This window comes from Pseudomonas sp. TE3911 (assembly GCF_054062775.1).
Window position 1 is genome coordinate 3,183,011 of sequence record NZ_JBSSFP010000001.1, and the last position, 21,848, is coordinate 3,204,858.

Genomic DNA, 21,848 nt, shown 5'->3' on the forward strand with positions numbered 1-21,848 from the left:
TGCGTATCTCCTTACTCAGCTGTTGGCAAACCGTGGGTGAGCGGCAAGGCCGATGATCGCCAGCAGTTCGCGGCGGGTTTCGCCATGATCGCGGAACGCGCCGACCATCCGGCTGGTGACCATCGAGACGCCCGCCTTGTGCACGCCACGGGTGGTCATGCACTGGTGAGAGGCCTCGATGACCACGGCCACGCCGAGCGGTTGCAGCACGTCACTGAGTGTATCGGCGATCTGCACGGTCATTTTTTCCTGAATCTGCAGACGCTTGGCGTAGACCTCGACCAAACGCGCAAGCTTGGAAATCCCCACCACGCGCTTGTCTGGCAGATAGGCCACGTGGACCTTGCCAATGATCGGCACCATGTGGTGTTCGCAGTGACTTTCGAAACGGATATCGGTCAGCACGATCATCTCGTCGTAGCCGTCGACTTCTTCGAAGGTGCGCGACAGAATTTCTCGTGGGTCCTCAAGATAACCCGCGAAAAATTCGTCATACGATTTGACCACCCGTCGTGGCGTATCGAGCAGGCCCTCACGATCGGGATCGTCGCCGGCCCAACGAATCAGGGTACGCACCGCCTCTTCGGCTTCGTCACGGGTGGGCCGTGCCTGGATTTGAAACTGTTCTTTGACCGTCATCACATCACTCTTCTTCATGCTTTACGGAGGCATCCCGTGGGAACCCAATGCTTGATCAGGTCAATACACTCAGGGATTCATTGCTAAAGGGTTCAAACACCTGGCCCTGGCGGGCCTTGCTGGCCCAATTGGGGTCCTGCAACAGGGACCGACCGACACCGACCAGGTCGAACTCACCCCGCTCATAACGCGCCATGAGCAATTGCAGGTTGTTACTGGAGTGGGCCCCACCCTGTTTATTGCTGTCGTACATACCGTTTTCCAACCCGACACCGCCGACCGTCATGCTCATGCAGCCGGTGACTTTCTTGGCCCAGCCCGCCAGATTCAACTCACCGTCGCTCCCTTTGATGTCCGCAAACTCGGCGCGATTGAAATAGCGCACGCTGGCATCGAAAACATTGACGCCGGCCTCGGCAATCGGCAGCAGAACGTCCTGCAACTCTTCAGGCGTCGCCGCCAGCCGAGCCTTGAAGTCCTGCTGCTTCCATTGGGAAAAACGGAACAGGATCGGCAGCTCCGGACCGACCGCCGTACGAATGGCCTTCACTACCTCGACGGCAAAGCGGCTGCGCGCCTTGCGGTCACCGCCCCAGGCATCGGTGCGCGCGTTGGTCACGCTCCACAAAAAGGTATCGATCAAATAACCGTGAGCGCCGTGGATCGCGATCCCATCGAAACCGAGCGCCTTGGCATGAGCGGCACTGCGCGCATAGCCCGCAATGACATCGGCGATGTCTTCTTCGCTCATCGCCGTGGTCGGCACCAACTGTGCCGCCACGTAGTCGGCGGGCGATGACGTAAGCCCCGCAGGTGGTCCCCATATCCCGGAAGGACGCGAGGACGGTATAAGCGGGTTAGGGCCGGTCCCCTGCAAACGCATCACCCCTTGGTGCCACAGTTGCGGAAAAATACGCCCACCCACGGCATGCACCTGTTCAACCACCCGACGCCAACCGGCTAACGCCGCTTCACCGTAGAGATGCGGCAGGTCGCTTTCGCCGATGCCCGCCTCGCCCAAGGCCGAGGGATGATCGACGCCGACACCTTCGGTGATGATCAGACCGGTTTCGCCTAGTGCCCTGCGACTGTAGTAGCCCGCGACGTCTTCACCTGGCACGCCACCTGGGGAGAAGTTGCGGGTCATGGGCGCCATCACGATACGGTTGTTCAAGCGCAGCGATCCGAGCTGCAAGGGTTCAAATAAAGGTGCGACAAGGTTGGACATGGAGTGCTCCTCGCAGGCAGTCATGGTTGCTTCGTCAGGCGTTGGCGCAACTCACTGGAACTGCGCGACCAAAAGGTGTCCCAATGCGGGAAGCTGCTCGGCAAGCGCGGTTCAAATCGCGGTTCAGTGTATTTGCCCGGCCAGTGCTGCCATTGCGGAACCCCTGGGCGTTGCTGCCAGTCGGTGGAGTACCAATGACGTTCGTCACGGCGTTCAAAGAACCATTCCCCGTCACGCCGCACATAGCTGTCGAAGTAACAGATGGCCATGACCACCCAGTGTTCACCGTCTTCATGTTCGGCGCGGCAGTACACGGTGCCGGTCGCATGGTCGGCATCCTGCAAGTCGATGGTGTGACCGCAGATCTGGTGCACGCTGCGGTAGAACGCCTGGAGAATCGATTCCGAAGCGTAAAACTCCTTGAGCGCCGCACGCCCCTTGCCCCTGCGGCCACAGTCCACATCGTCGGTAAACAGCGCGACCAGCGCATCGAGGTCACGACCGTCGACACTCAGGGCATAACGCGATGGAAGTTGCTGAATAGCCAGTTGCGCCTCAACCCTTTCAAGGCGCTGTTCAAGGGTTTGAACTTGACTCATCGAATGGTTACTCCTGAGCAATGGCCATGGCGCGGCGCTCATCGGCGTAATAGGGCTGATGCGCCAGAAGCCCGCCGTCCACGTTGATCACTTGGCCGGTCACGAACGCCGCTTCGTCCGAGGCCAGATACAAGGCTGCGCTGGCGATGTCCTCCACCGAACCCAGGCGTGGCGTGAGGTGATGTTCAAGCATCATTTGGCCGGCAGGGCCAGCGTAGCCCTGCTCGGTGGCGGGCGTCACGATCAAACCGGGTGAGATGGCATTGCAACGAATGCCTTCTTTGCCGTGCTGGGTCGCGATGTACCGAGTCAAGGCTTCAATCCCGGCCTTGGACACTGCGTAGGCGCTGTACCCGAGTGCGCCGGCCTGGGCGGAGTCGGAACTGGTGTTAATGATCGAGCCACCGCCCCCCTGACGCATCGGCGCGATCGCCATGCGGCTGGCGAGCATGCACCCGCGCAGGTTGATGCGCAGGGTGTCATCCCAAACCTGAGTATCCATCTGCTCGACGGGTGAGTCCTTGAACTGGGACAAATGGGTTGCAGCCGCGTTGTTGAACAGCACGTCCAGACCGCCAAAGGTCTTGAGGGTAAAATCGATCATGGCGCGGATCGACGTTTCATCGCCCAAGTCCACGGTGACGGCAACCGCCTGCGCCCCGGCCGCACACAGGCTGTCCGCTTCTCGGCGTGCACCTTCGCCATTAAGGTCGGCCAACACCACCCGCGCGCCCTCTTGCGCAAAACGCCTGGCAGCGCCCAGGCCGATACCTGACGCCGCCCCTGTAACGATGGCGACTTTGCCTTGTAGTCGGTTCATTGATAGCACTCCTGAACGTTAAACCGCGGTATAGAGGCCGCCGTCGACCTGGATGATTTGTCCTGTCACATAACTCAGGTTGGGGTTGCACAAGGCCGTAATGGCACGCCCCACATCCTCCCGCTCACGCCCCATGTATCCCAGCGGGAAGTTGGCGATGTACTGATCGCGCAGAACCGGGTTAATGGCGAAAAAAGCCTCGGCCGACGGGGTCAGTGCTGCTGGAGAAACCGCATTGACGGTAATGCCGAACGGCCCCCATTCCCGCGCCAGGGCCTTGGTCAGGCCGCGAATCGCGCCTTTACTGGCGGCATAACCCGGATTGAGCGCCGCGCCGTGCAAACCGAACGCCGAACACAGCAGAATCAGGCGGCCACACCCCGTGGCATGCAAAGCGTCGAACGCGGCGACGGCGCAGTTGTGGGCACCGACCAGGTCCACCGCCAGTTGGTTATCCCAATCATCATCTGCAAAGTCCTCCAGGTTTTTCGGGTGGCCTGAGGCACCGTGAGTGGCGTTGTGCACCAAAATATCCAGGCCGCCAAAATGGCTGACGGCAGCGGTGACTGCCTGGCGCATGCCTTCCAGTGAGGTGACATCGGTCTCGATGGCCAACGCCTCGCCACCCTCCTCGCGGATCAGTTGCGCAGTTTCTTCACCGGTATTGCCTCGACGCGCGGCGATCACCACCCGGGCACCGACTTCAGCCATCGCCAGCGCGATGCCTCGGCCAAGCCCGCCTCCTGCACCGGTGACCAACACCGTTTCACCGTCGAGCATTCGCATCATTTGATTACTCATGGGACCATCCACAAACCACCGTCCACGGGAAGCGAAACCCCGGTCAATGCGCTAGCAGCGACTAGCATCGCGATCGATTCAGCCACACCCTTGTCCAGCGTCGGGATGTAGCCCAAGGCAGGAGGCGGTGGCCCCATTTCCGGGCTTAACGGGATGGGCACATCCTGAAGCGATGGCACGAAGGTCACCGAGTCGACGCCTACCCAGTTCACGCGGATCCCCCTGCTGCCCCACTGCCTGGCGGCAGATTTCATCAGCGCACGCTGCCCTTCGCTGAAGGCGGAAAATGCGCTCAGGCCAGCGCTGCCCGTCAGTGAAAGATTCGCCCCCAGCAGCACCACACTGCCGGGCCTTCCGGCAAACAGCACGAATGCCTCCTGCAAACAGTGGCGCGCCAAACGCAAGGGCGTCACGCAAGCGCTTTGCCAGTCCTCGGAAGACATCGAAGTAATGGGGCGGACAACCAGCGAGGCCGCCGGGGTCAAGGCCACAACCACGGCATCAATCTCGCCCAATTGCTGGACGGCCTGCCGAAGCGCCAATGCCAGCCCCGATTGGGAGCTGAACTCGCTTTCGCACACCGCATTCAAGGTGCTCGCGTGCACCGCATCGGTGACCAGGCTAACGCTGGCGCCCTGCGCGATTAGCCCCTGCACCAGGCTGTCTACGGCACCGAAGCCCATGGCGATGACAACGATTTTTTTATCCTTGGCGCATTGCAACGCTCCGGATATTGGGTTGACGGTCATGCACACACTCCCGTTTTTGTTGTTTTTCGGAGTCGCGATCTTAAGGCTTGCAGGTATTGCGGAGAGCTCTATATATTCATCTATGTAAACAGCGTTCATATTTACTGTCAAGCCAAGCGTCTACTGGGAACGCCAGTGCCCGCTAATAAAAACAATAACTGGAGGGAAACCGATGCAGCCCGCGCAACGCCGCAACCGAATGGGGCTTTACACTGCACTGATGCTATTAAGCATCGTGTCCTCGGCAGGTATCACGGTGATCTACAGCATGCTGTCGGTGCTGTACCGACACTTCCCGGACGCCTCCGCCATCGGTTGGGTGGTGACCATTTACTGGCTGGTGTCGGCCATCGCAGCCGCGCTATGCGGGCGACTTGGCGACCTGATGGGCCGACGCAAAATAACGCTGTGGGTCTTGGGTTTGTGCATGACCGGTGCGTTGATTGCGGCCTTGGCCACAAGCCTTGAATGGATGATCGCCGGTTGCGCCATACAAGGCCTGGCGAGTGCATTGACCCCGCTGGCCTTCGGCATTCTGCGCGAAAACCTGGACGCCAAATCCATACCGTTTGCAGTAGGTCTATTGAGCGCGGTGGGAATGATCAGTGCTGGCGTGATCTATTTGTCGGCCGGCGTTGTCATTGATCACTACTCATGGCAGGGCGGCTTCTGGTTCAAACTGATACTCGCCTTGGCGGCGATGCTGGCCGTCTACCTCGCGGTGCATCACTCCGAGCCCAAGGCCGGACAACGAGTCTCTCTATTTTCCGGTCTATTGTTCGCTCCGGGTCTGGCTGCGTTGCTGGTGGTGGTGCAAAAGGGCGCTGCATGGGGCTGGGATGCCTATACCTGGGGCTTGTTGGCGGCTGGCGTGGGCGTTCTGCTGGTCTGGGGGCGCCAACAGTGGCAACAACCGGCACCCTTAATCGATTTGCGCCTATTGGCTAACCGCCAAGTCATTCGCGCCAACCTCTGCATGGTGTGTATTGGCATGGGCTGCGTTCAGATCGGGCAAGTCATGTCGCTTTATTTGCAGCAACCTGGCGGCACGCTGGGCAGCTTTGGCTTGAGTGCCACGGGTGCTGGCCTTTCCATGTTGTGCATCAACCTGTTTTCACTCATTGGGGGACCGCTCAGTGGCCGTATTGCTGCCCGCAGAGGTGCTCGTTCTGCGGCCATCATTGGTCTGTCGATAGCTTCAGCGGCATGGGCCGCGATGTTGTTCTTGCATGCGACGCTAGCTGCCACCCTGGCGTGCGCAGTCCTCTCGACCATCGGATTCGCGTTCGCTCACCCAGCCGTCTACAACCTGATCATTGAAGCCACGCCTGCCGAACGGACCTCGGAAACCACAGGCGTCACCTATGTGTTCTTCGCCTGCGCCTTCGCCCTCGGCGCGCAAATGATTTTCACGCTGCTGGCATCCGACCACGCCCCCCCCATGGCCAATGCGCTGAGCTTACCGAGCGACCTGGCTTACATGCGGGTGTTTGGCTATGTGCTGGTAATGACACTGGCAGGGCTGGCGGTGGCGTTTACCTTGCCCAAGAGGCCGGCAAAGGAAAAAGTGGAGCTTGCGTTGGTTGAATAGAAGAAGGGACTTGGCGGCGCCATGCTTGGCGCCACCGAGTCCCTTTCAAGCCGCGCCCCAGGGCAAGTACCTCAATCGATACGAATCACCACCTTTCCAACGTGCTTGCGTTGTTTCAGATGGGTAAACGCTTCAGGGACCTGTTCAAAACTGAACACCCGGTCGATAACCGGCTTGATTCGGTGCAAGGCAATGGCGCGATTCATCTGCTCGAACTGCTCGCGACTTCCGACGCCGATGGTATTGACGCTCAAGCCTCGGTAGAAGAATCCCTCACTGAGTGCGGGGCTCCCGGATAACAACCCGACGACACTGATACGCCCGCCAATACGCGTCGATTGCACCGAGCGCTCGATGGTTTCGCCACCACCGACTTCCACCGTAACGTCCACTCCCTCCCCTTCGGTGCAGTCCAGGACCTGCCGATGCCAATCCTCATGGACGCGATAATCGATCAGGTGATCGGCGCCCAATAAGCGTAAATGTTCAAGCCTCTCGGCGCTGGATGACAACGCGACGACCTCAGCCCCAAACAGCATGGCCAGTTGCAGCGCGAACACCGAAACCCCGCCACTGCCCTGCACCAACACGCGCTGTCCGGGGAGCAGCACACCTTGCGCGCAGAGCGCCGACCAGGCGGTGAGTGCGGCACACGGCAAGGTCGCGGCTTCCTCAAAGGATAGATGCGCAGGCACCTTGACCAGCTCCTCTTCGGACACACAGGCATATTCAGACAAGGTGCCGTCCACAGAGCCCCCACGCCCTAGAATAGCCCGCCCCAGAGGCCTCTCACCGGCAATCCAGTGAGGATGAAACGTCAGGGCAACATGGTCACCGACACACACCCGTTGCACCCCCTCACCTACCGCTACCACTTCTCCCGCGCCATCAGAGCAAGGCACGAGATCCGGTTTGCACAGCTGTTGGTATCCGCCGGCGAGGATTATCAGGTCACGAAAATTCAGCGAAACGGCCCGCAGCCGCACCAGCACCTGACCCGTTGCCGGCTCTGGCGCCGCGTCGGTTTCACGAAGGCGTAAGCCATCGACTCCGCCATAGTGCGAAATGACATAGGAACGCATGGTTGCCTCCAGAAGCTTGATGGCCGACCAGACTCAGACGGGTTGGCGTACGTTCAGCGGGCGCATCCAGGACACGTCGTCTTTCGATCGGGCGCTGGTGGCGTTACCCATCTGCAGCTGTCGAAACACCTCTGGTATCTCGGCGGGCGTCAGTTCGTTGATGCTTTCCGTGACGCACACCCGTGCCGCAATGGCCCAATGACCGTCACGCTTTTCGAAACGATCAACGTAGCGCCCCACCGCGACCGTGTCGGGCTTGGTGCGATTTTCACCGAAGAACAGCCAGTAGGTTTCGGCGTGTGCGGTATCGCCCTCGATCTCGGCCATATGGTTAGTGATGATGTGATGGTGTGAAATCTGGTATTCGTTGTGGTAGGCGAAAGCCCAGTCGATGAAGGCTTCGCGCCCCCCGCAAAATGCACCATGATCGTCAGTGGCGTCCTCGTGATAAACCGTGCGCAGCAGGTCGCGGTCAAATCGGTCTACAGCCCTGCAATAACGGATGACGCAGTCGGAAATGGCCTGGCGATCGAGCAACAGCCGAACATTGGCCAGCAGTTCTTCGGTGACGTTCATGAGCAAGACTTCCTTTTTTATTATCGGGAGGCTCTCGGGTCTGCGGACAGACCCGAGTGACAAAGGTCAACTGTTGGCGGCAAAGCGGGCCAGGTGGTAGTCGATATCGCCGAACTGTTTTTCCAGCAAGGTCATCAGGCGGAAGTAATGGCCCACCTGATACTCCTCGGTCAGGCCGATACCACCGTGCAACTGCACCCCCTGGGCACAGACGAACCGACCGGATTTGCTCGCGGCGGCTTTGGCGGCCGAGATAGCCTTGCTGCGCTCTTGGGGCGGTTTCTCCAAGTACGCCATACCCCGGAACAGTATCGAGCGGGTGTGCGTGGCTTCGACGAACATCTCGGACATTCGATGTTGCAGAGCCTGAAACTTGCCAATGGGCTGGCCGAATTGCACACGGGTCTTGATGTATTCAGCCGTCAAGTCCATGACACCGTGCATCACCCCAAGGATCTGTGCGACCACCGCCAGTGCCCCTCGATCATGAGCCTCCTCCAGCACCTTCTGGCTGGCCGAGGGCGCAAGCAATAAGGCAGACGCCGGTAACTGAACAGCGTCAAACCGTACGTCGGCTGCCCGAGTACCATCGATCAACGTGTAACTATCGAGGCTGACGCCCGGCGCATTGCGGTCAACCACAAACACCGCCGGATCGCTGAAGTCGTCCAGGCTGGCGGTCACCAGCAGTATGTCCGCCGAAGCCGCAGCCATAACCAGGGTTTTGAGACCGCTGAGGGTATAACCCTGGGCAGTTTTCACCGCAAACGTCTCGGCGCAGCACCCGACCGCAAAACGTGAACCGTTTTCACTGTCGGCCAGGCTCAATAACAGACGCCCTTCGATCAGCGCCGGGAGCAAGTCATGTCGATGGTGGTCGTTACCGGATTGGTCGATGATCCGTGCGCACAACACCGCGCTGTTGATATAAGGCTCAAGCACCATGCCACGCCCAAAGGACTCCAGAACGATAGCGGTTTCAGCGAATGAACAGTCCAGGCCGCCCACGTCCTCCGGCAGGTTCAAGGCCAGCCAGCCCAGGTCGGCAAATTGCTGCCAATGTTCGCGACTGAAACCTTCGGCGCTCACAGCATGGTGACGGCGCTCCTCAAACCCGTAAGCATCTTTGATATAACGCTCTACGCCATCGCGCAGCATCGTCTGCTCTTCAGATAGATTGAAATCCATGGTACGTCCTCAGAGGCCGAAGGCCAGCTTGGCGATAATGTTTTTCTGTACTTCGCGGGCTCCGCCATAAATGGTCGAGGCGCGCTGGAAAAAGTACATATTGCTGCGCCCTGGTATATAGGCTGGCCAGAGCTCGTCGGCGGCGCTCGGTTCATGGGCTTTGCGATTGGGTCCATGGTCGTAGAACCGCAGGGCCCGAGGCCCCAATGCGTCGACCTGCAGCTCGGTGACCTGCTGCTGCAATTCCGAGCCTCGGACCTTCAGGGTCGAGACCACCGCATCGATGTTGTCGCGCAAGGTCTCCTTGCTCAGGATGCGCAGCACCGACCACTCCAACCCGAGAATATCCACCTCTATCGCCGCAAGCCGGCGACTGAAGGCCGGTGTATCAATCAACGCAACGCCGTCAATTTTTTCGAGACGGGCGATGGCTTTGGCCTTCTCCAATTCACGCTTGTTGAAGTAGATGAAGGCACTGGATGTGCGTTCTTTTTCCAGCAGGTATTTGGCATAGGTCCAACCCATCCCCGGCTCGCCGACCAAGTGCTCCTTGGGTACCCGCACATTCTCCAGAAACACTTCGGCGAGCCCGTCGCCACCATCGATGGAGATAATTGGCCGCACGGTGATGCCTGGGCTTTTCATGTCGATCAGCAGAAACGAGATACCACGCTGAGGCTTGACCGTCGCGTCGGTCCGTACCAGGAAAAACCCCCAATCCGCAATCTTCGCGTCACTGGTCCAAATCTTCTGGCCATTGACAATGTAATGGGTGCCCGCCTCGTCCAGTTCGGCACGGGTGCGCAGGCTGGCCAAGTCGGAACCGGCATTGGGTTCGGAGAAGCCCTGGCACCAGAACGTGTCGCCCGCCAACACCGGTGGCAGAAATGTCTCTTGCTGCCAGGTATTGCCAAAGGCGATCACCACCGGCGCCATCATGTGCGTGCCTTGCCAGCCATAGTCCAGGCCGTCGGCATTCACCAGCTCTTCCAGAAAGATGTGCTTGCGCAGCGGCGACCAATCGGTACCGCCAAACGCCTCAGGCCAGTGCGGTGCCCCCCAACCACGGGCATGCAGGACTTTTTGCCACTGACGCAACACCTCACGGGGCGGCGGATGGCAGCCCTCAAAACTGGAGCGCGCGACCTCGGGGCTTACGTTTTCCTTGAAGAACTGCCGGACTTCCTGGCGAAATGCTTCATCTTCGGGGCTGAATTCGAAATGCATGGTCTGACCTCTGTCAGGTGAAACGTCGAGGACGTCGGGCCTACTGCCCTTGGAATTCGGGTTTGCGTTTGTCGCGAAAGGCCTGACGGCCTTCTGAGGCGTCGGCGGAGTTGACCGCCAACGCCACGGCATTCAATTCAAGCGCCAGGTACGCCTCGAAATTGCCGGACGTTGCGCGAAACAGTTGTTTGGTCAATCCGATGGAAAAGGTCGGCGCTTCGGCCAGTTCCTGGGCAAGTGCTTGTGCGGTCACCATCAATTGATCGTCCGTCACCACCTTGCTTGCCAGACCGATGTCAAAGGCCTCACGACCGCTGAGTGTGCGGTTCAGGTACATGATTTCCTTGGCCCGAAACTCACCGCAATGGCGTGCCAACAGGTGCAGCATGCCGCCCTCCGGCACAGTCGCCCGGGCCAGAAACGCCGGAATGAACTTGGTGGTTTCGGAGGCAACCAGTTGATCGGCGCACATCGCGAACGACCAGGCGATGCCCACCGTCGCGCCACGAACCGCCGCGACCACGGGTTTATTCAGGTTGTAGAGTTTCAGTGCCACTTGCTGATAAGGCACCAACGAACGCCGAGCATGGCTGACGCTCATGCGTACCGGCGCCGAGCCCGAACCCTTGACGTCAGCACCCGCGCAGAATGCGCGACCGGCCCCGGTCAAAATCAAGGCGCGGATTTGCGGGTCGCTTTCCACGCGGTCCAGGTGCTCGATAATCAATTCCAGCATCTGTGGCGTCAGTGCGTTCAGGCTGTCCGGGCGATTCAGGATAAGCGTTGCCACCGAACCGTTGACTGTCAGTTCAACATCCATTAATGCGCTCTCCAATTCACTCTTCGCCACGGGCGTAGAGCTTGATCATTCCGTCACCGAACGGTTCGTCGCGGCGTTTAAGGGCATCTTTCAAGCCCAGGTTCTGCATGTCTTCCTTGAACTGGGTGCGGCGGGGGCCTTGGCATTGATGGGCCCGGGAGTCGTTCTCCACGGCCAGCCGTTGCAAGGTTTTCGAGCCTGACAACTCAAGCGCCAAATTGACGATGCGTTTGTTGGCCGACAGAAGATCGGCGTCGACGAACGATAAACGCCGTGCCAACTCATCGACCGCCTCGTCAAGCTGCTCGGGCGGCACGGCATCCAGCACCAGGCCCAGCTTGGCGGCATCACGCCCCCACAGTGAGTCACCACTGAGCAGCATGCGTTTGGCCCACTGCGGCCCGAGGTGGTAGAACCACATATGCGCCGGTGGCGATCCATTGGCCCTTGTGGCCGGAAAACCGATCCTGGCAGTGTCGGCAGCCAACACCATGTCACAGGCCAGCGCCAGGTCAGTCCCACCGGCCAGACAATTGCCATGCACCCGAGCGATGATCGGTTTGTGGATCTCGGCGAACAGGTTGATGGTTTCGTTCTGCCGCTCCATCGACCAGCAATCGTCATCGAAGTTTTTCTGCGTGCCGCGATAGTCCGTCGGGTTGACGTCAGCAAGGTCGCCATAGGTGGTGACTAGGTCATAACCCGCGCAGAAGTCCTTGCCCGCGCCCTGGAGCACAATGACGTTGACCGATTTGAGGTCATCCGCTTCAAGCAGCGCCTGTTTCAATTCACGTAACAGCACGTTGTTAATGGCGTTGCGTTTTTCCGGGCGGTTGAGTGTGATCCGGGCAACGCGATCAGCCACTTCAAAGGTCACGCACTCATTCGACTGCAGCCACTTAGACATATAGTTCTCCGCTCAATACGTTTAGACGCTGCGTTGACGCTCACGCAGAACGACTTTATTGATCTTGCCCGTGGCCATGCGCGGCAGCTCATCAATGAACTCCACGGTTTTTGGGCACTTGTAACTGGCGAGCACCGCCTTGCAATGTGCGATCAGCTCTTGTTCGCCGAGGCCTGCGCCGGGACTCAAGACCACGATGGCTTTTACCGACTCACCCCAACGCGGATCGGCCACGCCAATGACCGCGGACTCGACCACCAGCGGGTGCAGTTCCAGCGCGACTTCAACTTCGCGGCTGTAAATATTTTCGCCACCCGAAATGATCATGTCTTTCTTGCGATCAACCAGGAACACATAGCCTTGCGCGTCCTGGTAGCCCATGTCGCCGGTGTGATACCAGCCGTTGCGCAAGGCCTCGACAGTCGCGACCGAATTGTTCCAGTAGCCGCTCAGTTGTGTGTCGGAGCGCAACAGCACTTCGCCGGGCGTGCCCACAGGGCAATCTTGACTGTGCTCATCGACGATTCTCAGCTCGATACCCGGGCACGCATGGCCGACCGACTCCAGTCGGTGAAGTTGTTCCGGCGTGCCCTCGGCGACCACTTCATGGCGTTGCATGACACAGGCATTACTTTCAGTCATGCCGTACTGGATAGAGAAGATTGGCCCCAGAAGGTCCATCGCCCGTTTGAGCAGCGGCACAGGAATCGGTGCGGCGGCGGTGACCACATGTTCAAGCGAGCGCAGGTTGTAATCCGCTACACCCGGTAGATCCAGCAACGCTTGCAACATCGCCGCGACCATGAAGGTGAAGGTCACGCCCTCCTCCTGGACGGCCAGCACCACGGCGCGCGGATCAAACCCTTGGTGGATGATGGTCGTTCCACCCAACCAGGCAGCCGAGTTGACGAATCCGACACCACCGATATGGAACGCCGGCGTGGTTTGCAGCACCCGCGTTGAACCTTTGAATTCGGTCATCAAGGCACAGCTGTCTGCCGTGACGCACATCGCATGATGAGTGCGGACCACACCTTTGGGTCGACCCGTCGTTCCGCTGGTGTACATCAAATAGGCGTAATCATCGGGGTTGGAGCGCATGGGCGGGCCTTGCACCACACCTTGGTCCATCGCACGTTCAAAGGACTGCGCCCAGGCTGGCCCATCGCCAATACAAATGAAATGCTCGATGCCAGGCAAGTCCCGCCTCAGTTCTCCCACCACCTCGGCGTATTGGGCTTCAAACACCAGCGCCTTGGGTGAGGCATCCTGCAGGATGTAGAGAATTTCCCGTGGCGCCAGGCGAAAGTTCACCGTCGCGGCAATGAAGCCCGCCCATTCGCAAGCACGATACGTTTCAAAGTACTCAAGATTGTTCATCGACAGAATGGCAACCCGGTCCTGTCGCCGCAGGCCCTGGTTATACAGATGACTCGACAGGCGCTTGGCACGCTCGGCGAGCTGGTGGTTAGTGATCCTGCGGGAAGCCGAAACGAAGGCGTCCTTATCAGGAAAATACCGAGCATTCCGCTCGATTATCTCACCCAGTGTTTTCATCGAAATCCCGTCTTTATTATGTTGTTGAACGGTTCGAAAGGCCCCGACGGAAAACGGTCTCTTTTAGGCGAGGGTTTTCCGGTCGGTTCAGGTATTGATAACACGCCGTGTTCAGGACTCCAGTGCAGCGACGTCAGCGAGTAAATCAGCCAGTTTTGCCGTAAAGCGAGCGGCGTCGGCACCATTGATGACTCGATGGTCATAGCTCAACGAAAGCGGCAACGTAAGCCGCCAATCGATGGCGTCATTGGCGCCGCGTCGAGGCTTATCCCCGGCGCGAGTCACGCCCAGGATGGCGACTTCCGGCGCGTTGACAATCGGGGTGAATGAGGTGCCCCCGAAGCTTCCCAGTGAACTGATGGTGAAACAGCCACCCGACATTTGCGCCATGCTCAGGCCCTTGTCCCGTGCCTGGGTGGAGATGCTCTGCAGCTCGGCCGCAATCTGCGCGAGGCTTTTCTTGTCGCAGTCACGCAGCACCGGGACCAATAATCCGAAGCGCGTATCGACCGCCACGCCGATGTGAAAATACTTCTTCAGCACCAGGTTTTTACCGCTGCCGTCCAGTGATGCATTGAACTGTGGAAACGCCTTGAGTGCGCCGACAACGGCCTTGATCAGGTAGGGTAGCAAGGTCAGTTTGGTCGCTTCGCCGGCCGCATTACGCGCCTTGCGTTGCAACTCCAGACCCGTGATGTCTGCCTCGTCGTTGTGGGTCACGTGCGGAATCATCACCCAGTTACGCGACATGTATTGCGCGGTCAGCTTTTGCACCCGCGACAGCGGCTTGCTCTCGACTTCACCAAACTCGCTGAAGTCAACCTGGGGCCAAAGCGGTAAATCACTGCCAAAGGCTGCGGGCTTCGGGACATCTACCACGGTTTCAGCGCTCATCAGACTCCCCCTTGCGTGCCGATACCGGCTTAAACGATCTCCGCCAGCACGGCGCCGACTTCGTAGACTTCGCCTACCTGGGCCAGGATCTTCAGCGTGCCGCTGGCCGGCGCCTCGATTTCCTGAACTGACTTGTCGCTTTCAAGCGCGTACAGCGCTTGCCCTTCAGTGACCGTCGCACCGTCGTCAATCAGCCACTCACTGATGGTCCCTTCATTCATCGAGAAACCCAGCTTGGGCATAAGTACTTGTGTCGTCATCGCAATGTATTCCTTCGGTTGATCACTTCAGCGTGGCGCGAATCGCCGCCTCGATTTGGTCCAGACCCGGGACATAGGCGTCTTCGAGCGGTTTGGAGAACGGCACGGGCGAGAAATGCGAGCCCACCCGTTGCACGGGCGCCTTGAGTTGAGCAAACAGTGATTCGTAGATGCGCGAGGCAATCTCGGCACCGACTCCGAAGGGTTTTACCGCCTCGTGTACGATCACCGCGCGGCCAGTCTTGGCCACCGAGGCCAGAATGGTGTCGGTGTCCATCGGCGCGATGGTGCGCAAATCAATCAGCTCGACCGAAATGCCTTCCTCAGCCAGTTTCTGAACCACAGCGCTGGCTTCGAGTACACGACGACTATAGGTGATCAGCGTCACGTCCTTACCTTCGCGAAGAATATTGGCCTTGCCCAACGGGATTTTTTTGCCGCGCTCAGGGGCATCGCCGGGCGTCCAGTACGTCGGCATGTTTTCAATGAACAGCACGGGATCATCGTCCTCGATGGCCGAGAGCATCAGCCCGTACGCATCCGCAGGGCTGGAAGGAGCCACTACCTTGATCCCGGCGGTATGAGCGAACCAGGCTTCCAGATAATCAGCGTGTTGGCCGCCCGTACCAAAGCCGGCACCGGTCATGGTTCGAATAACCATCGGGACATGGGTCTGGCCACCGGACATGAAGCGCAGTTTGGCCGCATGGTTGACGATCATGTCCATGGCCACGGTGGTGAAGTTCATCAGCATGATTTCGGCCACCGGCCGCATGCCGACAATCGCCGCGCCAATCGCCGCACCAATGATCGCCTGCTCGGAAATAGGCGTAGAGCGCACACGGGAGTCGCCATATTTGGTCGACAAACCACGGGTGACGCCCACAATGCCGCCCTCCTCTTTATCGCCGACGTCTTCGCCGAGAATAATCACATTCTCGTCCGCGGCCATGGCGTCATCCAGGGCCAGGTTGACGGCCTGGATCGTATTGAGCTTGGTCTCTACTTTCTGGTTCATGCGCTCACCTGATCCTTGTAGATATCGCGATCAAGTTCGGCGAGATCCGGATATGGGCTGGAAAGTGTGAATTCGACGGCCTCATCGATATCGCGTTCGATGCCGGCTTCAAGGGCGGCCAGTTGGTCTTCGCTGGCGTTGCCGGTCGCGATCAACCAGGTGCGAAACAGCGGCACCGGGTCTTTGGCGATCCAGGCGTCCTTTTCACCCTTGTCCATGTACGCATCGACATCGCCGAACACGTGGCCATGAAAACGGAAGGTCTTGGCCTCGATCAGCGTGGGTCCGCCACCCTTGCGAGCGCGCTCAATGGCGTCTTTAGCCGTGTTGTACATGGCAATCGGGTCATTGCCGTCGACCGTGATACCGGGCATGCCATACCCGGCAGCCCGCATCGAAATGTTCGCCACCGAGGTGCTGTAGGCGTATTTGGTGTGCTCGCCATAGCCGTTGTTTTGGCACACGAACACCACCGGCAGCTTCCAGACCGACGCCAGGTTCAACGATTCGTGGAACGCGCCGATGTTGCTGGCGCCATCACCGAAATAGGCAATCGCCACGCGTTTCTCGCCGCGAATCTGCGCCGCCAGGGCCAGCCCGTTGGCAATCGGCATGGAGCTGCCGACGATGCCCGTGGTGACCATCACGCCTGTGGCCGGGTGTGTCACGTGCATCGGGCCGCCCTTGCCTTTGCAAGTACCGGTGGCACGGCCACCGAACTCCGCCCACAGGTCTTTGAGCGGGATGCCCTTGGCGATCATGTCATGTACGCCACGGTAGATCGTGCAGATGTAATCGTCATCGGTCAGGTTCGCCGACACCGCTGACGGAATGACTTCCTGTCCACGGGGCGAGTAGTACGGCATGACTAACTTGCCGGACTTGATCACAGCACGAAAGCGGTCATCGTTCTGTTTGATACGGGTCATGCGTTGGTAGATGTCGACCAGCGTGCCGCTGTCTGGAAGTGTGCCTGCCATGAGGTGAATCTCCGTTAAAACCGTCACGAATGGATTCGAGGGGTTACCAGATCTTTTCCACACCGGCCGAATGCTGCGCGGCGATGTAGGCAAAAATGAACGAGGCCGCAATGCTGGTGCCCGCACCTGGATAGCACCGCCCGGTGACACCTGCCGTCGAGTTGCCGGTGGCATAGAGTCCTTCGATGGTGCAGCCGTCCTCTTTAAGGACTCGGGCATACTCGTCGGTGACCAAACCACCGGCGGTGCCCACGTCGCCCGGGTACATACGCACCGCGTAAAACGGCCCTTCTTCAATGCTGCCCAGGTTCGGATTCGGCTTGACCGTTGGGTCGCCGTGGCAGCGGTCGAAAGCGCGGGAACCGCGACCAAAATCCTCATCGACTCCGCTTTGGCAGAAACCGTTGAAGCGCGTCACCGTCGCAGCCAAACCCTGGCGATCAATACTACATTTGCGCGCCAGTTCGTCGAGGCTGTCGGCCTTGATCATGTAGCCGCTATCCAGCCACTGCTGGGGAATCTGCCCAGGCATGGCGGTGCCCCAGGGGTAGAACTTGCGCTGACGACTGTCCATGACGACCCACGCAGGCACCGCCTTGCCGGTCTCGGCCTGACGTTTGTACATGCGCTGGCCGATTTCCATATAGGCACCGGCTTCGTCACAGAAACGCTGGCCGTCCTGATCGACCATGATCGAGTACGGCAGCGACAAATCCAGGTGATGCATGAAGGGCAATGGCTTGCCTTCCGGCGTCAGCGCGCCTTCCGGGAAGCTTTCGTTCGGGCCCAGGGACGTCACGACCCACCAGGATTCGTCCATGCAATCCACGGCGGCCCCCAGCTTCATCGCGGCCTGAATAATCTCGCCGGTATCGCCCAGGTTGGCGTTGGTCCAATCGGCCGACGACGGCTGTGGCTGGTACTGCTTGCGCATGGCTTCATTCCGCGAGAAGCCACCAACATTGATCAGCACACCCTCACGCGCTTGAATGCGAACGGATTTGCCCTCGCGCTGCGCCAGCACGCCGACGACACGACCGTCTTCGACGACAAGATCAGTGACCGGGGTTTCGGTCCAGATAGGCAATTTGTTCCGCAGCGCGATTTGTAACATGCGCCCTTGAATCGCTGCGCCACCGCCCAGCAACTCCTGTTTCAGCAACTTCTGCTTGAGGATGCGCAGGCCCAGTTTCATCGCCATGCGCTTACCGGCCCAGGTGCGCTTCATCAGAAACAACGTCGGGTATTCGTTGGTAGTGGCTGGAATACCGGCTCCGCGGTAGCGCGAGAGCTTCTGGGTCCATGCTCCCAGTTCATTGATATTGAATAGCTTGGCGATTAACGAGCGACCGCGAGGTTCGCCGCCGGGACGCTCGTCGTAATAGTCTGACCAACCATCGGCGTACTCGAACGCCATGCCTTTGCGCTCGAGAAAATCGACCATGAGCGGACCGCTCTTGAGGAACGCCTCACGGCGGATCGGCGACGTCGACGGACCGTCATAGGTGACAGTGCTGTCCATGTATTGCCGCGCGCGTTCATAGGAGTCCTGTACGCCATGCCGTTTCATCACGGCATTGTTGGGTACCCACCACACGCCCCCGGAATACCCGGTCGAGCCGCCGACCTTGTCTTGCTTCTCGATGATCAGGGCTTTCTTGCCCAGTTGCTGCGCCATGAGCGCAGCGCACATCGAACCGCCGCCACTGCCGATGATCACCAGGTCATAACTCTCCTGCCAATCGCTCATCGAGTGGTCCCCTTACCATTGATGTACTCGGACAGCTCGCGATGGAAGTTGGAGATCGCTGTTTCCTGCAGCGGGTTGGTTCGCGCACCGGCAAAACCACGGGACTTCATGCCTTGCTGCACTTGCCCCATGTTCATGAAGTCCTGGCTGAGGATCACGCCAAAGTTTTCCGCCGTGTCGACTTTCCAGTCATCCACGCCGTGATAAAACTCACGGTTGAGTTTTGGCTCCTTGCCCGGCGCATAACGTTTGAGCGACCAGATATCAAAGATGCACGAGTCCGGGTTATCGCCGTCCGGGCGGGAGCGGTAGAACAATGCGCCATCCGGGTACAGCAGGAACACCAGGTTCGGAAATACGTGCCAATCCGTGCCGGCGCGCCCCATTTGTTCGAAGGAAATATCCGGCCAACCGGCGCCATCGGCAATGGCCGCTTCGCGCTGAAACTCCATGGCTTTGGAAAGTACCAGAAACTGGTCCTGAGTCGGCTCAAGCTCCGTCATCAGGCGCTTGGTGGCTTCGTTGTCACGGTCAGTGAAGATGGCCTTCAACTGATCTTCCATCAGTTGGTAGAACTTGACCATGCCCGGGCGAATGTCTTCTGGAATCGGCTTGCCCGTGCGCGAAGACGGTGTGCCTGGCATGCGCACCGCAGTCGAATAGCCGAACATGCCGTGCTTGCCGAAGGCGAAGCTGCGGGTCACGTCGTCACCCTGGGTATCGAGGATCTGCGGGTGAGTGGCCGCCACGTGGTAGCCCTCGCTGAACGCTTCCTGGGCGACTTTCCAGTTGCACGGCAGCTTCACCGACTTGTACCAGCGGTAGCGCATTTTCTCGAATTCGTAGCAATCGGTAATTTCCGGTACCGGCGCCAGGTACTGGGCCAACGGCTCGGCTTGTGGGTCCATATTGATAAACACGAAGCCGCCCCAGGTGTCGACCAGCACCTCCTTGAGCGCAAGGTCTTCCCTGTTCATGTTGGGACAGCCGGCCCAATCGCTCTCGTCAAGAATGCGCAGCACGCTGCCATCCAGGTTCCATTGCCAGCCGTGGTAGTTGCAGTGGAACTTGGTGGCATGGCCGCAGCCCGTGGTCAAACGCCGGCCCCGGTGCTGGCACACGTTGTAGTAGGCCTTGATTTTGTCGCCGGTCAAACGAGTGATGATGATTGAGTCACCGATGACATCAAAGGTCACGTAATCGCCGACGTTCGGGATTTCCTCAAGCCGGCAGGCGACTTGCCAGACTTTCGGCCACATCCGTTCGTTTTCAAGTTGCAGGAACTTGGGAGAGATATACCCGTCACGCGGGACGAAGTCTTCTCGAATCGGCTGAGGAGCCTCTTCATGAACAGTCATCAGAAATCCTCCGGTATCTGGCAGCGAACTGCCTTTTATTGTTTTCGGTACAGGACTATCTATTTGAACCACATGGAACTGTGTAAATGGAATTTTTTATGAACGATGTTCAAAAATATAAACGGCAAGCAAATGGGTGTCAATGTACTTCGTTAGCTAATCATTGGTGCAATCGCCTGGCTTAGTACGCTTAGCTGGAAGCCGTGCGATAGCGCTCGCGCAGAACCATCTTATTCACCTTTCCACTCGGCAGCCTCGGCAGCTCGTCTACCCAGTCGACACTCGCAGGCTTCTTGTAACGGGCGATACGCGTGGTACAGAACTCGATCAGTTCAGCTTCGGTGACAGACATGCCGGGGGTGCGTACAGCCACCGCCTTCACCGCCTCTCCCCATTTCTCATGGGGGACGCCAATGACCGCAACATCGACCACGCCAGGATGATGCATGAGGGCCTGCTCAACCTCCTGGCAGTAGATGTTCTCGCCACCGGAAATAATCATGTCTTTCTTGCGATCGACCAGGAACAGGAAGCCAGCCTCATCTATCCAGGCCATATCGCCGGTGCGCAGCCAACCGTCACGCAACGTCTCGATGGTGGCTGCGCTATTGTTCCAGTAATACGCCATGTTGGCAGGCGAACGGATCCAAATTTCCCCCGGCGTACCGCAGGGGCAGTCCTGGTCCTGCTCATCAACCACCCGGATGTCGCAATAGGTCATGGCCTGGCCGATCGAGCCCAGGCGACGCACCTCTTCGGCACTGCCTTCGAGCTTGTGCAGATGGCGCGGCAACACGGTCCCGCTGGTTTCGGTCATGCCCCAGGAGTTGACGAATATTTGTCCGAGCAGCTCGACGCCACGCTTGAGAACAGCCACCGGCATGGGGGCTGCGGCGTAAAGGATGGTTTCCAGACTCGACAGATCGAAATCACCGATGTTCGGCAAGCCGAGCACTTGCTGAACGATGGTGGGTGCCATATGGACGGTTTCGATACGCTCGCGCTCGATGGTCCGCAGTACTTCCTCGGGCTCGAACTTGCGATGCAAGACCACGCAGCCGGCGTGCCAGAACTCCGACAGCATCATCGAGATACCACCGGCGTGAAACATGGGCATCATCACCAGCATACGGCCGTTGGTGCGAATATCCATGGTTGCGGACTGGTTCTGAGCCAGCGCAAGGTCGCCCTGCTGCGAGCGTGCCGCACCTTTGGGCCGGCCGGTGGTGCCGCTGGTGTATATCAGATGGACGATATCCTCCGGCAGCGCGCGCAGCCCTGGCCCCGCCGGATCGCCCGTTGCCAGGCTTAGCTCGTAAGGTTGTGCCCAGGCCGGGCATTCGCCGATGCACAGGTAGTGCTCAATGTCAGGCAAGCCGGGGCGCAACGCATTAACCAATTCAGCGTACTGCGCTTCAAAGATCAACACCGACGGTGCGCTGTCGCTCAGGATGTGCTGCAACTCCGGGGCCGCCAGTCGAAAGTTGACCGTGGCACAAATAAACCCGGTCATCTGGCAGGCGGCAAACACATCAAAATACTCGTTACAGTTCATCGTCAGGACCGCCACGCGATCCTGATGCCGCATGCCCATGCGATGCAGGCTCGAAGCCAGGCGCAAACCGCGCTCCAGCAACTGGCCATAGGTGATGCGTCGATCCTGATACACCACGGCTTCCTGCTCTGGAAACAGACGAGCGTTGCGCTCCAGCAGTTCTGCAAGCGTTTTCAAAATAGCTCCCCCAACATGAGCATCCGTTTCCTGCCTTTTATAGTTATGAGCCAAGAGTCCGCTATACCCTCG

The 21,848-nt window shown here is 59.0% G+C and carries 21 protein-coding genes; 1 reads left to right on the forward strand and 20 read right to left on the reverse strand.

Annotated features, from left to right (window positions below; all coding sequences use genetic code 11):
* Nucleotides 1–15: 15 nt before the first annotated feature.
* From folE to ACVWXD_RS14275, 6 genes are read right to left on the reverse strand one after another with little or no spacing between them, the layout of a single operon-like run.
* The gene (gene folE, locus ACVWXD_RS14250; RefSeq protein ID WP_183702023.1) at nt 16–639 is read right to left on the reverse strand and encodes a GTP cyclohydrolase I FolE; all 624 of its coding nucleotides are present in this window, start codon (nt 637–639) and stop codon (nt 16–18) included.
* 55 nt (nt 640–694) lie between these two features.
* Nucleotides 695–1,867, reverse strand: a complete 1,173-nt coding sequence (locus tag ACVWXD_RS14255; RefSeq protein WP_183702026.1) for an NADH:flavin oxidoreductase — start codon at nt 1,865–1,867, stop codon at nt 695–697.
* Nucleotides 1,868–1,887: 20 nt separating this feature from the next.
* On the reverse strand, nt 1,888–2,466 hold the full coding sequence (locus tag ACVWXD_RS14260; protein WP_183702029.1) for a nuclear transport factor 2 family protein: 579 nt from the start codon (nt 2,464–2,466) through the stop codon (nt 1,888–1,890).
* A gap of 7 nt (nt 2,467–2,473) precedes the next feature.
* A complete protein-coding gene (locus ACVWXD_RS14265; protein ID WP_183702032.1) occupies nt 2,474–3,286 on the reverse strand; it encodes an SDR family oxidoreductase in 813 nt (270 codons plus the stop codon).
* Nucleotides 3,287–3,304: 18 nt separating this feature from the next.
* A complete protein-coding gene (locus tag ACVWXD_RS14270; protein ID WP_183702035.1) occupies nt 3,305–4,087 on the reverse strand; it encodes an SDR family oxidoreductase in 783 nt (260 codons plus the stop codon).
* Nucleotides 4,084–4,836: an SDR family oxidoreductase gene (locus ACVWXD_RS14275; RefSeq protein ID WP_457371133.1), complete on the reverse strand. Its 753-nt coding sequence runs from the start codon at nt 4,834–4,836 to the stop codon at nt 4,084–4,086. Before ACVWXD_RS14275 ends, ACVWXD_RS14270 begins: the two co-directional genes overlap by 4 nt.
* Nucleotides 4,837–5,008: 172 nt before the next feature.
* Between ACVWXD_RS14275 and ACVWXD_RS14280 the strand changes: the two genes are divergently transcribed.
* Nucleotides 5,009–6,427: an MFS transporter gene (locus tag ACVWXD_RS14280; RefSeq protein ID WP_183702042.1), complete on the forward strand. Its 1,419-nt coding sequence runs from the start codon at nt 5,009–5,011 to the stop codon at nt 6,425–6,427.
* Nucleotides 6,428–6,498: 71 nt separating this feature from the next.
* Here the strand turns inward: ACVWXD_RS14280 and ACVWXD_RS14285 are convergent, their stop codons facing one another.
* The 14 genes from ACVWXD_RS14285 to ACVWXD_RS14350 all read right to left on the reverse strand — a co-directional run bounded on the left by ACVWXD_RS14285 (nt 6,499) and on the right by ACVWXD_RS14350 (nt 21,776).
* A complete protein-coding gene (locus ACVWXD_RS14285; RefSeq protein ID WP_183702045.1) occupies nt 6,499–7,509 on the reverse strand; it encodes a zinc-dependent alcohol dehydrogenase family protein in 1,011 nt (336 codons plus the stop codon).
* Nucleotides 7,510–7,542: 33 nt separating this feature from the next.
* Nucleotides 7,543–8,085 (reverse strand): nuclear transport factor 2 family protein, encoded by a 543-nt coding sequence (locus ACVWXD_RS14290; RefSeq protein ID WP_183702048.1) that lies wholly within the window; start codon nt 8,083–8,085, stop codon nt 7,543–7,545.
* Nucleotides 8,086–8,151: 66 nt separating this feature from the next.
* A complete protein-coding gene (locus ACVWXD_RS14295) occupies nt 8,152–9,273 on the reverse strand; it encodes an acyl-CoA dehydrogenase family protein (RefSeq protein WP_183702051.1) in 1,122 nt (373 codons plus the stop codon).
* A 9-nt stretch (nt 9,274–9,282) separates the two neighbouring features.
* Nucleotides 9,283–10,500: an acyl-CoA dehydrogenase family protein gene (locus ACVWXD_RS14300; RefSeq protein WP_183702054.1), complete on the reverse strand. Its 1,218-nt coding sequence runs from the start codon at nt 10,498–10,500 to the stop codon at nt 9,283–9,285.
* Nucleotides 10,501–10,540: 40 nt separating this feature from the next.
* Nucleotides 10,541–11,320: an enoyl-CoA hydratase/isomerase family protein gene (locus tag ACVWXD_RS14305; protein WP_053136202.1), complete on the reverse strand. Its 780-nt coding sequence runs from the start codon at nt 11,318–11,320 to the stop codon at nt 10,541–10,543.
* 16 nt (nt 11,321–11,336) lie between these two features.
* Entirely contained in the window at nt 11,337–12,227 is an 891-nt protein-coding gene (locus tag ACVWXD_RS14310; RefSeq protein ID WP_183702057.1) for a crotonase/enoyl-CoA hydratase family protein, read from the reverse strand.
* 21 nt (nt 12,228–12,248) lie between these two features.
* Nucleotides 12,249–13,784 carry a long-chain-fatty-acid--CoA ligase gene (locus ACVWXD_RS14315; protein ID WP_183702060.1) on the reverse strand — a complete coding sequence of 512 codons (1,536 nt, stop codon included), beginning with the start codon at nt 13,782–13,784 and terminating at the stop codon, nt 12,249–12,251.
* Between the two features lie 111 nt (nt 13,785–13,895).
* Nucleotides 13,896–14,678 (reverse strand): 2-oxo acid dehydrogenase subunit E2, encoded by a 783-nt coding sequence (locus tag ACVWXD_RS14320; RefSeq protein WP_183702063.1) that lies wholly within the window; start codon nt 14,676–14,678, stop codon nt 13,896–13,898.
* Nucleotides 14,679–14,707: 29 nt separating this feature from the next.
* Nucleotides 14,708–14,938: a biotin/lipoyl-containing protein gene (locus ACVWXD_RS14325; RefSeq protein ID WP_053136215.1), complete on the reverse strand. Its 231-nt coding sequence runs from the start codon at nt 14,936–14,938 to the stop codon at nt 14,708–14,710.
* Nucleotides 14,939–14,960: 22 nt separating this feature from the next.
* A complete protein-coding gene (locus ACVWXD_RS14330) occupies nt 14,961–15,956 on the reverse strand; it encodes an alpha-ketoacid dehydrogenase subunit beta (protein WP_183702066.1) in 996 nt (331 codons plus the stop codon).
* Nucleotides 15,953–16,936 (reverse strand): thiamine pyrophosphate-dependent dehydrogenase E1 component subunit alpha, encoded by a 984-nt coding sequence (locus tag ACVWXD_RS14335; RefSeq protein ID WP_183702069.1) that lies wholly within the window; start codon nt 16,934–16,936, stop codon nt 15,953–15,955. Before ACVWXD_RS14335 ends, ACVWXD_RS14330 begins: the two co-directional genes overlap by 4 nt.
* Nucleotides 16,937–16,979: 43 nt before the next feature.
* Nucleotides 16,980–18,686: an FAD-binding protein gene (locus ACVWXD_RS14340; protein ID WP_183702071.1), complete on the reverse strand. Its 1,707-nt coding sequence runs from the start codon at nt 18,684–18,686 to the stop codon at nt 16,980–16,982.
* Nucleotides 18,683–20,044, reverse strand: coding sequence for an aromatic ring-hydroxylating dioxygenase subunit alpha (locus ACVWXD_RS14345; RefSeq protein ID WP_183702074.1), 1,362 nt, complete (start codon nt 20,042–20,044; stop codon nt 18,683–18,685). The genes ACVWXD_RS14340 and ACVWXD_RS14345 overlap by 4 nt, the downstream gene beginning before the upstream one ends.
* Nucleotides 20,045–20,234: 190 nt before the next feature.
* Nucleotides 20,235–21,776, reverse strand: coding sequence for a long-chain-fatty-acid--CoA ligase (locus ACVWXD_RS14350; RefSeq protein WP_183702077.1), 1,542 nt, complete (start codon nt 21,774–21,776; stop codon nt 20,235–20,237).
* Nucleotides 21,777–21,848: the final 72 nt, after the last annotated feature.

Bases quoted from the DNA above. Each gene is read 5' to 3' on its own strand.
- ACVWXD_RS14280 (WP_183702042.1), top strand. From the start codon at position 5,009: ATGCAGCCCGCGCAACGCCGCAACCGAATGGGGCTTTACACTGCACTG.
- ACVWXD_RS14315 (WP_183702060.1), bottom strand. From the start codon at position 13,784: ATGAAAACACTGGGTGAGATAATCGAGCGGAATGCTCGGTATTTTCCT.
- ACVWXD_RS14300 (WP_183702054.1), bottom strand. From the start codon at position 10,500: ATGCATTTCGAATTCAGCCCCGAAGATGAAGCATTTCGCCAGGAAGTC.
- ACVWXD_RS14340 (WP_183702071.1), bottom strand. From the start codon at position 18,686: ATGAGCGATTGGCAGGAGAGTTATGACCTGGTGATCATCGGCAGTGGC.
- ACVWXD_RS14285 (WP_183702045.1), bottom strand. From the start codon at position 7,509: ATGCGTTCCTATGTCATTTCGCACTATGGCGGAGTCGATGGCTTACGC.
- ACVWXD_RS14310 (WP_183702057.1), bottom strand. From the start codon at position 12,227: ATGTCTAAGTGGCTGCAGTCGAATGAGTGCGTGACCTTTGAAGTGGCT.
- ACVWXD_RS14320 (WP_183702063.1), bottom strand. From the start codon at position 14,678: ATGAGCGCTGAAACCGTGGTAGATGTCCCGAAGCCCGCAGCCTTTGGC.
- ACVWXD_RS14275 (WP_457371133.1), bottom strand. From the start codon at position 4,836: ATGACCGTCAACCCAATATCCGGAGCGTTGCAATGCGCCAAGGATAAA.
- ACVWXD_RS14335 (WP_183702069.1), bottom strand. From the start codon at position 16,936: ATGGCAGGCACACTTCCAGACAGCGGCACGCTGGTCGACATCTACCAA.
- ACVWXD_RS14260 (WP_183702029.1), bottom strand. From the start codon at position 2,466: ATGAGTCAAGTTCAAACCCTTGAACAGCGCCTTGAAAGGGTTGAGGCG.
- folE (WP_183702023.1), bottom strand. From the start codon at position 639: ATGACGGTCAAAGAACAGTTTCAAATCCAGGCACGGCCCACCCGTGAC.
- ACVWXD_RS14290 (WP_183702048.1), bottom strand. From the start codon at position 8,085: ATGAACGTCACCGAAGAACTGCTGGCCAATGTTCGGCTGTTGCTCGAT.
- ACVWXD_RS14270 (WP_183702035.1), bottom strand. From the start codon at position 4,087: ATGAGTAATCAAATGATGCGAATGCTCGACGGTGAAACGGTGTTGGTC.
- ACVWXD_RS14305 (WP_053136202.1), bottom strand. From the start codon at position 11,320: ATGGATGTTGAACTGACAGTCAACGGTTCGGTGGCAACGCTTATCCTG.
- ACVWXD_RS14330 (WP_183702066.1), bottom strand. From the start codon at position 15,956: ATGAACCAGAAAGTAGAGACCAAGCTCAATACGATCCAGGCCGTCAAC.
- ACVWXD_RS14345 (WP_183702074.1), bottom strand. From the start codon at position 20,044: ATGACTGTTCATGAAGAGGCTCCTCAGCCGATTCGAGAAGACTTCGTC.
- ACVWXD_RS14295 (WP_183702051.1), bottom strand. From the start codon at position 9,273: ATGGATTTCAATCTATCTGAAGAGCAGACGATGCTGCGCGATGGCGTA.
- ACVWXD_RS14325 (WP_053136215.1), bottom strand. From the start codon at position 14,938: ATGACGACACAAGTACTTATGCCCAAGCTGGGTTTCTCGATGAATGAA.
- ACVWXD_RS14265 (WP_183702032.1), bottom strand. From the start codon at position 3,286: ATGAACCGACTACAAGGCAAAGTCGCCATCGTTACAGGGGCGGCGTCA.
- ACVWXD_RS14255 (WP_183702026.1), bottom strand. From the start codon at position 1,867: ATGTCCAACCTTGTCGCACCTTTATTTGAACCCTTGCAGCTCGGATCG.